The following is a 9,659-nucleotide window of genomic DNA, read 5'->3' as shown; positions in this document are numbered from 1 at the left end:
ATTGGAATAAAATAACTTTATCAACAAATGTTATAGATAAATATGGTAAAATATACATAGAGTAACAGCTCAAAAAGTAAAATGGTGATTCAAGTTAAAAAAGTACTCATGTGGGTGCTTTTTTTCTCTGTCTTACATACACAAAAGGGGATTTCATCATGAATATTATTGACTTAGAACTAGTACGAAAGAGAAAAATAAAGGAAAATAAAATGATTACAATACCCATTATTGAACGGGTTTTTGAAGTAAATGGAGAAATTCAGTTTGAAGTAGCTGGTGAAAAAAAAATTCCTATTGCTTGGCTAGAAAAGGAATAGATACTTCTGTCCTTTATCTAAACAAGAACCTGTAGTATTCCCACAAGTTCTTGTTTATTTTTTATAAAAACGAAAGTAAACTTTTGCATATTTGTTTACTTTCATATCTCCTAAAATATTGGCTCTACACCAAATCCCTTGATACCCTCAAAATATACAACAAAAGTATACATTCAAAATACTGTAAATAAAGAGATAATAGAAACTATGAACAAAAAATCTTATTATTTATCTTTAAATATAAAAAAGCATCTAAATAGATGCTTTTTTAATTCCTAACAAACTTAAAAATGGCTAAAACAGAAGCGATGACAGTAAAAATGTCTGCATCTTGCGTAGGATATTGATGAAATATTTCTTGAATTTGTTTATTCCATTCATAAAATTTCATTTCTTAAATTCCTCCCTATTATCATCTGTTAGTAAATATATTAAAATTATACAAAAAAATAAAGAAAATATACTCTAGTTAACGTAACCTCGCTTAGCAGAAGTTAAATTTATCTTTTAAGAAAATTATTGCTTGTTCAGGTATTAAACTAATTGTATATTATCTAAACAGCTATCTGAACAGAAAAACAAGGAAATCCTTGTCAGCTATAGAATTGTTTAGTTGTTTGAATGGTGTTTAGTTCAGATGTTTAGAAGGATGGTGATCTAAACAATGCAACAAAAAGACTGGTTATCAGCTGAAGAAGTAGCCAAAGAAATAAAAGTATCAGCTATGACTATAACACGAAACTGTCAAACCTACAGTAGTCTTTTTAAATTCCAACAAGGTGAAAAGAACAAGTATTTAATTCATCAAGAATGTATACCTGTTTTTCAATTTATAGCCAAAATGAGAAATAAAAGAAACCTCCAAACAAAACAAATTATTGAACTCCTCAATAAAGAAGGATTCCCTGAATATATAGACATTGAATCTATCCAAACAACTAAACAACAATCTGAACAAATCCAAGTAGGACAAGGAGTTATAGCTGTTCAAGAGTTGGATAGAATTGTTGCTGAAAGAGTATCTGAACAACTAAAAAACATAAAGAAAATTTAAAGGAATGGTTAACTGAACAGCAAAAACAACAACAAGATTTTCAAAAAGCTATTATTCAAAGAATGGATAAACGTGATCAAAACCTAATGGCTATGATCCGTGAAAACCAGGAGACTAAAAAATTGATTGCAGCCACCCAACAAAAAAAGTGATGGCAATTTTGGAAATAGAAAAAGCCTTGCTTATATGCAGGCTTTTTTTATACAGAATTCTATACAGATTTTTGTACTAATACAGAACGCTTGTAAACTTGAAAAACCCCAATATCTCTACAATGTATAAAATCATGCATAGTATGATAGAAAAAGAAAACGCACAAATCCAATGATAGAGAAGGTTTGTGCGTTTTCCTTGCTTCTCATAATGATACGTTATGTTAACCTTACATGTATACGATATTTATATGGTTATTATTTCCAAATGATTATATAATTAAGATATGAGATTAGATAAAAAAGGAGTAGGGATATGATAATTGGAGAACTAAAAGAAATTGTAAGGCATCCAATAAAATCATTTCGCGGAGAAAATGTTCAACAAACTTACATTGCATCCTATGGTTTATATGGAGATAGAAGCCATGCTTTTTTAGATGAAACAAGACCAGGAAAGTATTTAACCGCAACACAACTTCCTGAAATGATTGGTTATACGGCGAGTTTTATAGGAGAAGAATCTTTGGATACATATCCACCAATCAAAATCATTTCTCCTGAAGGAAAAATATACAAGTGGGGAGATCAAGAATTACTTACAGAATTAGAACAAAAATCAGATCGTAAAATTAAAGGTATACAATACTCACCTCAGCAAGTACCCTTAGGTGCAATTGAAGAAGAACATGTATTAATTGTGACTGATACATCATTACAAGAACTGAGCACCTTGTGGGGACAAGATGTGAATCATAGGAGATTTCGTCCAAACTTGATATTATCATTATATAAAAATATTCCTTTTGCAGAAGATACATGGTTTGGAAAATGTATACGTATAGGAGAAGTAGAACTAGAAATAGTAAGGCACTGTGAACGCTGTATGATTATTACTATCGACCCTAACACATTAACATTGGAAAACACCCTCTTAAAAACTGTTGTACAAAAAAGAAATAATCATTTTGGAGTCTATGCATCAGTTATAAAACCAGGAAAAGTGAATATTGGAGATTCTATCATATTAGAATAACTTCCGCTAACGTGAATTATGTAAATGAGCTGTCCATATGGGCAGCTCATTATTTTTTTGCTTAGCGTGGGGGTTTTCAAAATGCTGGCAGTACCCCATGCCCATCAAGCTAAGGTTTTACACTATCCATAAAGCAAAAAAGCGCCATCCTTTCCTATAATTCTACAGAAAGGATAACGTCTTTTTTGCGTAAGAGTTTTCATTTAGAGACACTCAAAAACCCGAAAAGAAATCAGAAAAATATTTATCAATACTTTATTACATAAGAAAAGTTTAAAATTTTTAAAAATAGCAAAAAAGTTGTGATATATTCCTAATATAGGATATTAAGGAATAAATACTTATTATTACCATTAATCTAAGTATCTCGAATTGTTCATTTGAAACTATTAAGAAAATATTAGTTATATAGATATAAAAAGCATATTATTCAGTAAAAAATGCAAAAGGAGAATGAATATGTATAATCAAGTAATACAACTTTTAGAAGAAGCCGATATACCTTATTCGCAATATGAACATGAACCAATTTTAAATTATGATACAGATAGAAAGATTAGAAAAAGATTCAACTTGGAAGGAGTCCCAAGTAAAAGCTTATTTTTAAAAGACAAATCCGGAAACAATTATGTACTTGTTACCATTGAGGGAGAAAAATTAGATTCAAAACTTATGAAAGAGCTAACAGGCAAGAGAATTTCTATTTGTTCAGAAGAAGAGTTAATTGAAAAAACTTCTTGTGTTCCTGGGTGTGTAGCACCATTCGGATATCAAGAGGAAATTACCCTAGTTATAGATCGAAAAATTTATAACTATAATAAGTTTCTACTATCTCCAGGCGTACCTGAGCTAACAATTGAAATACACACAAAAGATATCGATAAAATTTTAGATATAGTGAAAAATAGTATTTTATTTTATGAGAAAAAATAATAAATTTATAGGCATACTAAGGAGGAGCTAGTATGGTAATACAATCTACCAAATCTTATTTGTATGATCAAACAAGAATTCTTAAAGAACAAAATACAGACTTCTTAGAAAATTGGAAAATACAATCTTTCAATAATTTTCATACTAGCATTATGGATAATTCTAAGCCATTCCCTTGTTATTTTGCAGTAGATTCTGAGAAACATGGATGGTCCAGATATTTATTTGCCGATTCGGCCTATGATGAAAGAGAATTAATGAAACTTAGAGATGGGATTTATGAATATATAAAAACATATCAACAAATTGCAAAACGAACTACACTCGTAATATTTTTCAAGCCTTCAGATAAACAATTGATGGCTGAAGAGTATAAAAAACAATTCTGGAATGTACTACAATTTTTAATAAAACATGACCCTGAACCATGGAATCCAGAGATACCAACAGACCCTTATCATGCTAAGTGGGAATTTTGTTTTGCGGGTGAACCCATATTTGTGGTCTGTAGAGCTCCTATTTATGCTGAGAGAAAGAGTAGATACACAGACACTGGTCTCGAAATTACTTTACAACCTCGAGGAACCCTAGATGATATTACAGGCGATACAAAACAAGGGAAACAAGTTCGTAAAGTCATTAGAAAACGATTATTAGCATATGATGACATTTCAATTCACCCTGATATAGGTGATTATGGTACAAAGGATTCATACGAATGGAGACAATATATGTTACCCGAGACGAATGATGAAAGTGTAGTAAGATGTCCTATTACAGGTGCAAAGAAATATGAGTAGCATGATATTTAGCTATATATTGTTAGGAGTTTCTCTTTCTGCTCCTGTAGGTCCAATTAATGTAGCTCAAATCAATAAAGGAATAAAGAATGGTTTTTGGAGTGCCTGGTTGGTAGGAGTGGGCGCAATGTCAGCAGATATAATTATGATGTTACTAATTTATTTTGGTGTTTCGACATATCTAACGACTCCAATTGCCCAACTTTGTATTTGGATTTTTGGTTTTGTTACAATGCTTTACTTAGGATATGAAAGTATTAAAGATGCTTCTAAACAAGTACAGCATTCTTTAACAGGCGAAAAGGAACATCCCTTCAAATCCTTTCTATCCGGATTCGCCATTGCTATTTCAAATCCACTAAACATTGTATTTTGGATAGGGATTTATGGTTCAGTTCTCACTAATGCAATAAGTACGGTTGGGAAAGAACAGGCTTTATGGTATAGTACAGCTATTTTTGCAGGTATTGCGTTGTGGGATTTATTTATGGCTACATCCATTCACTTAGGTAGACGCTTTGTAAATCGTGTTGTTATGAAATGGATTTCCATTTCAGCAGGTATTATTTTAATTGGTTTTGGTATTTATTTTGGTTACCAAGCTGTGCTAGAAATCAAACATTTATTGTAGAATTCTTAATAGGGATCACCATACATGCCCATAAACTTAAGGATTTTATAACACCCCAAAACAAAAAAATGCACATTTTCTCCTAGAGATGTCAATTTTTTGTTTTGGGGTATTCTTCTTAACTTGATAGCGATGGGGTAGCACCACAACTTAAGAAAACAGAGCAATCCCAAAAAGAAAAAGTAAGATGAATCCTTATAATTAACTGTAGAAAAACAAAATTTTTGTGTAGGCCTATTTAAAGATAGTAACTTGATGGGCATGTGGTGGTACGCCTCAATAAACTAATTCCTGAAGATAAAAAAACATCCGCCAATTTGGCGGATGTTTTTTATTTCCCTCGATGTTTTGCCTTCCGTTTTTGAATTTTCAATTGTCTTTTTTGTTCTTTTAATTCTTCTTTCATTTGACGTGTAATACATTTCTTCATTTTCTTTTTTTGTTCTAATTCTATTCTCAATGCTTCATAAGATTTGTTAGAAACTCCCTGATTTTTCATTTCTTTGGCTGCTAGTCTTATCAATCTTTTAGGATTGATAGTCTTATTTTTTCTTTTATCAATAGAGTTTTTAACACCTGATGTACTATTTAATAACGGAATCATATCATGAAAAATAAAATCCAGTATTTCACTATCTTTTGGTTCTGATCCAAAAGTATGTTTACATACCTTCAACTTATTATTTTCTGTCATTTCAACTATTCCAATCCAAAATTGTCCATCAAAATAAATCGTAAGTTTCATTGAAAATCCCCCTTTTTATTACATGAGTGATGGACATCCCAGGGGGGAAGGTTATTGACAATAATTATTAAATTATTGCGTCCGGACTACCAACCGAACTGTATTTTTTCACTCTAAACTTATTATATCTCGAAATTAATATTTGTAAATATTTAGTTAATATTACGCCTTTAATCTTTACAACAGCATATTGATATAACCGTTCATTAAATTTTTTATCATTTTTCAAGAGTAAATTATGATGTGACGGAAGAGTGTTTAATCCTCATAAATTACTGTAAATATATAATTTTTTGTTTTGGGGAAGAATGTATTTCTTAACTTGATGGCGGGGTAGCACCAACAAAACGCGAATTTCGTACGCTAGGGAAATACAACATATGAAAAAACCTAATTTCAAGCTACAATAACAAGAAATTAGGCTTTAATTATTTCATAGAAGCAAAGATTACTTATTATAGGTTTACCAACTTAGTAATTGTATTTATATCTCCCAATTCGCTAAGTCTTTGTACTAGGATGTTTTCTGTATTCTCACTTAATACTAATTGTTCAGATGAAAACGGTGCTAGTTGTAAGCTCTCACCAATCATAACTGAATACATTGCATGTTGAAACATTGTAATATCATTCGCATCATTACCAAATGCTATATATTCTTTTTCTTCCACACCCAATTGTTGCAATCCACTCCACTTATCTATTCCGTTTGGACTTATGTCTAAGATTCCTTCGTTTCCGTGAGAGTGAACCACAACATTCATATTGCTAAGCCGTTCTTCAATTGCTTCCATATTGTCTGAAGTAAGCACTAAAATTTTTACGATTGACTGTAATTTATCCAATTTAACGTTTTTAGCACGTCCTTCTGGATCAAGATTATTCAAAATCGGATGTGTGGCTGGCCCTGTATAGGCATAATCCCAATCACCATCTATTAAATAAGAAGCATTATAAGTTCTAAGTAATTGAACAATATTTGCAAGCGTTTCTTCATCAAAACTAATCGTTGATATGATTTTCCCTTTAATTGCAATCATTGATCCATTTCCACCAATCATTGGGTATTGATGAAAACGTTCATGTAAGATGGGAAGTAAATCACGTATTGGCCTAGCCGATGCAAAAATGACTTCGTGCCCTTGAGCTACTAGCTTTTCTAATGATACTAGTAGTCTTTCGGAAATAGGCTGACCTTTAAAGCAAATTGTCCCATCTAAATCGAACACAAATTTCATTCTATGCCACTCCTAAAATTTTTTATTGTTCTTATCATATCAGTTTATCTTATAATGAAAAGGACATATGTCCCAAAAGGAGTATTATATGAAATTTATTCATGACTTGAAGCTACTTGAAACAAAATTACGAGAATATCATATTGAAGAAATGTTTGGCCGAGAAAAACAACTCCCATTTACACTGCAACAATATGGACAAGATGAAATTGTTTTACTTGAGGGAATTGAACTAGAATCATTATTATTTTTAGTGGAAGGAAAAGTGAAAATAACATCAAGTGTTGAAACTGGAAAATCACTTTTACTACGATTTGTCCAACCTTTTTCCATTATTGGTGATATTGAATTAATTCGAAATGTTCCCGTCCAATCACAAGTTAAAGCAATTAATGAATGCTTATTAATTGGACTACATTTTGATTATATAAAACAGTATGAAATGAACAATCCACAGTTTTTACATACACTTTTAGAACATGTAAGCTATAAGCTTCAAACTTGCACAACGGCTTCTCGTGTAAATTTATTAGCATCTGTGGAAAACAAGTTTGCGAGCTATCTTATGTCCACGATATCACCTGACCCCGATAACATCTTTGGAATGGAGCTAAAGACTTCCAATATAAAAGAGGTTGCAGATTTACTTGGCACGACATATCGACATCTAAATCGAGTTATTCATTCGCTATCCGAAAAGAAAATTATTGAAAGGGATAAAAACTCTATTCGTATATTGAATTGGAGCTGTTTAGAGAAAATATCCAATGGAATCCGATATAAGTAAAAATGGATAACCCTGATTTCTCGAGGGTTATCCTTAAAATTCGCTAATTGGCGGCACCATACATGCCCATCAACTTAAGAAATTAATTGTCCCCCAAAAACGAAAAAAATGAGCCGAATTCTATAAATAACTATAAAAAGGTAAAATTTTCATTTTTGGGTGGTTCAAAATCCTAAGCTTGATGGACATGAGGTATCGCCAGCATTTCGGAGAATAGCCACGCTAAGGATTATTTACACAGTAACAAATTGTAAAAAAAGAAGACGGTAAACCCGCCTCCTTTATCTATTACCATGGAAGATCAGCTACTTTGAAATAAAGTTCAATTAAAAATAGCGCACAATCACTACTCAAATTGGTAAGGAGTATAGAAAATAGTCTTACCTAAATCGAGTTAAATGCTAAACATCAAAATTAGCATTTTGGGCAAGTCTCACGTACTGACCATTTCTTTCATCTCTAATAACAGCTCCTAACTGAGCTAAATCTTCTCGTAGATATTTAGCATCTGCCTTTTTCTTTTCTTTTAATGCACGGTCTCTAGCATAAAGTAATACATTAATTTTTTCGGGAAAATCAGTATGTCCTAAAGCCCATCGCTCATATTCGCTACTAAATGGATCAGTTTCATACCATGGATATTGATGCTTATTAAAAGCTTCTCGTACAGTATCCTTCTTCACTTCAATAACTTCTCTATATAATTCATTACTCTTTTGCCCAAGGATGATTAAATGCTTATTTTCTATATAGATTGCTAAAATGTCCTTTTTCTCAATGATATTTATTTTTTCTCCAAATTTTAGTTGCAAATTATTGTAGGAAATTGTGACTTCGAGACTCTCATTTAAAATAATAAAACCCAATAATAAACCTGCTATTGTTCCAATAACGGTGGCAATACTTGAAACCCATAAGCTGTTAAAGAATGTAAGGAGTAAAATTAACTTCTCCATTGGAACTACTGGAAGTTTTAGTATCCAATTGGCAATGATGGGAACAAACCAACCAATCAAACCACCTAATATCATGGGTACTAAAACAATAATTACTTTTTGGGGCTTACTATGTCCAAGAAATGTTTCGCTTTCTATCATAATCTCTATCCTCTCTATTAAATTAGTTATAAACAATATTTTGGACTTATATATCGACATATAAGTCGCAGATATGCAGAATACAACATGGCCGCTACTGACTTACTCTCTTTGTTTTAAACCTCGCATGTGTCAGGAAAGGCCCTGACCGCTTCTGTGAACGGCCAGCTGCTCTCGTCCTCCCCAAAAAAGAAAGGGGTTTTTATGTCATTTTATTAACTTATATATAAATGATTTTTTGTTTTCATTATTTAACTATTTTCAATATGCTTTTTATCAATTCTTCACTATAATTTTCTAAACTCATTTTACTTTGGTTCGATATCAAAGATTCTGATATCGAACCTTGAATAATTGTTGCGGTCACTTGAATATTAAAATCTCCAAATTCTTTTGATTCCTGCCCCTGTAAGAGAATTTCTTGTAATAAACCCTTTATTAAATCTTCTTCATCGTCTTCTAGTAAATAATAAGGAATATGATCTGGTGTTCGTGCATTAAAAACTATTTCAATTAAAGCGATATTATTTGTTCGGTTTATAACCTGATAAGCCAAACTTGCTTCGATAAATGCTTTTAATTTTTCTGTAGATGCTTGTTTTTGACTAACTCTTGCATTAATAAATAACCATTCTTGTTCAACTAAATACATTAAAGTATTGTTCATCAAATCTTCTTTACCAGAAAAGTGATAAGAAATTAACCCTGTACTTATGTTTGCTTTTTTTGCTATTTTCGACAAACTTGTACTTACATACCCAACTTCTCTTAAAACTTCAACAGCGGCCTTAATTATTTGTTCTCTTCTTGCTTCTGTTATAAAAGATTGTCTGTCTTCCATAAGAATCACCACCTTATAAATTTTT

At 31.5% G+C, this 9,659-nt stretch carries 11 protein-coding genes and 1 pseudogene; 7 read left to right on the top strand and 5 right to left on the bottom strand.

The annotated features are described in order from the left end of the window. Positions 1–158: 158 nt before the first annotated feature. Positions 159–320, top strand: coding sequence for a hypothetical protein (locus BM350_RS27185; RefSeq protein ID WP_090948323.1), 162 nt, complete (start codon positions 159–161; stop codon positions 318–320). Between the two features lie 268 nt (positions 321–588). Here the strand turns inward: BM350_RS27185 and BM350_RS27945 are convergent, their stop codons facing one another. Further along, the gene (locus BM350_RS27945) at positions 589–711 is read right to left on the bottom strand and encodes a hypothetical protein (RefSeq protein ID WP_002130301.1); all 123 of its coding nucleotides are present in this window, start codon (positions 709–711) and stop codon (positions 589–591) included. Between the two features lie 273 nt (positions 712–984). On the opposite strand from BM350_RS27945, the pseudogene BM350_RS25570 reads away from it, so the two are divergent. The 5 genes and pseudogenes from BM350_RS25570 (at position 985) to BM350_RS25550 (ending at position 4,926) form a co-directional block, all read left to right on the top strand. Further along, positions 985–1,526: pseudogene (locus tag BM350_RS25570) on the top strand (DUF3967 domain-containing protein). A gap of 316 nt (positions 1,527–1,842) precedes the next feature. Next, a complete protein-coding gene (locus tag BM350_RS25565; protein WP_090920492.1) occupies positions 1,843–2,562 on the top strand; it encodes an MOSC domain-containing protein in 720 nt (239 codons plus the stop codon). Between the two features lie 459 nt (positions 2,563–3,021). Further along, the gene (locus tag BM350_RS25560; RefSeq protein ID WP_090920495.1) at positions 3,022–3,495 is read left to right on the top strand and encodes a YbaK/EbsC family protein; all 474 of its coding nucleotides are present in this window, start codon (positions 3,022–3,024) and stop codon (positions 3,493–3,495) included. 32 nt (positions 3,496–3,527) lie between these two features. Further along, positions 3,528–4,295 carry a YqcI/YcgG family protein gene (locus BM350_RS25555; RefSeq protein ID WP_090920498.1) on the top strand — a complete coding sequence of 256 codons (768 nt, stop codon included), beginning with the start codon at positions 3,528–3,530 and terminating at the stop codon, positions 4,293–4,295. Next, on the top strand, positions 4,288–4,926 hold the full coding sequence (locus BM350_RS25550; RefSeq protein WP_090920501.1) for a LysE family transporter: 639 nt from the start codon (positions 4,288–4,290) through the stop codon (positions 4,924–4,926). The genes BM350_RS25555 and BM350_RS25550 overlap by 8 nt, the downstream gene beginning before the upstream one ends. Before the next feature lie 331 nt (positions 4,927–5,257). On the opposite strand, the gene BM350_RS25545 is transcribed toward BM350_RS25550, so the two are convergent. Both BM350_RS25545 and BM350_RS25540 read right to left on the bottom strand, forming a co-directional pair. After that, positions 5,258–5,671: a YjdF family protein gene (locus BM350_RS25545; RefSeq protein WP_090920504.1), complete on the bottom strand. Its 414-nt coding sequence runs from the start codon at positions 5,669–5,671 to the stop codon at positions 5,258–5,260. A 455-nt stretch (positions 5,672–6,126) separates the two neighbouring features. After that, entirely contained in the window at positions 6,127–6,909 is a 783-nt protein-coding gene (locus tag BM350_RS25540; protein WP_090920506.1) for an HAD-IIB family hydrolase, read from the bottom strand. A gap of 88 nt (positions 6,910–6,997) precedes the next feature. Between BM350_RS25540 and BM350_RS25535 the strand changes: the two genes are divergently transcribed. Then, positions 6,998–7,696 carry a Crp/Fnr family transcriptional regulator gene (locus BM350_RS25535; protein WP_090920509.1) on the top strand — a complete coding sequence of 233 codons (699 nt, stop codon included), beginning with the start codon at positions 6,998–7,000 and terminating at the stop codon, positions 7,694–7,696. Positions 7,697–8,097: 401 nt separating this feature from the next. On the opposite strand, the gene BM350_RS25530 is transcribed toward BM350_RS25535, so the two are convergent. Both BM350_RS25530 and BM350_RS25525 read right to left on the bottom strand, forming a co-directional pair. Further along, positions 8,098–8,793, bottom strand: a complete 696-nt coding sequence (locus tag BM350_RS25530; protein WP_090920512.1) for a YqeB family protein — start codon at positions 8,791–8,793, stop codon at positions 8,098–8,100. Between the two features lie 247 nt (positions 8,794–9,040). Beyond that, positions 9,041–9,634: a TetR/AcrR family transcriptional regulator gene (locus BM350_RS25525; protein ID WP_006097534.1), complete on the bottom strand. Its 594-nt coding sequence runs from the start codon at positions 9,632–9,634 to the stop codon at positions 9,041–9,043. Positions 9,635–9,659 lie beyond the last annotated feature (25 nt).

The organism is Bacillus sp. 103mf, assembly GCF_900116295.1.
Classification (GTDB): domain Bacteria; phylum Bacillota; class Bacilli; order Bacillales; family Bacillaceae_G; genus Bacillus_A; species Bacillus_A bruguierae.
This window is presented reverse-complemented; position numbering and strand designations above follow the sequence as displayed.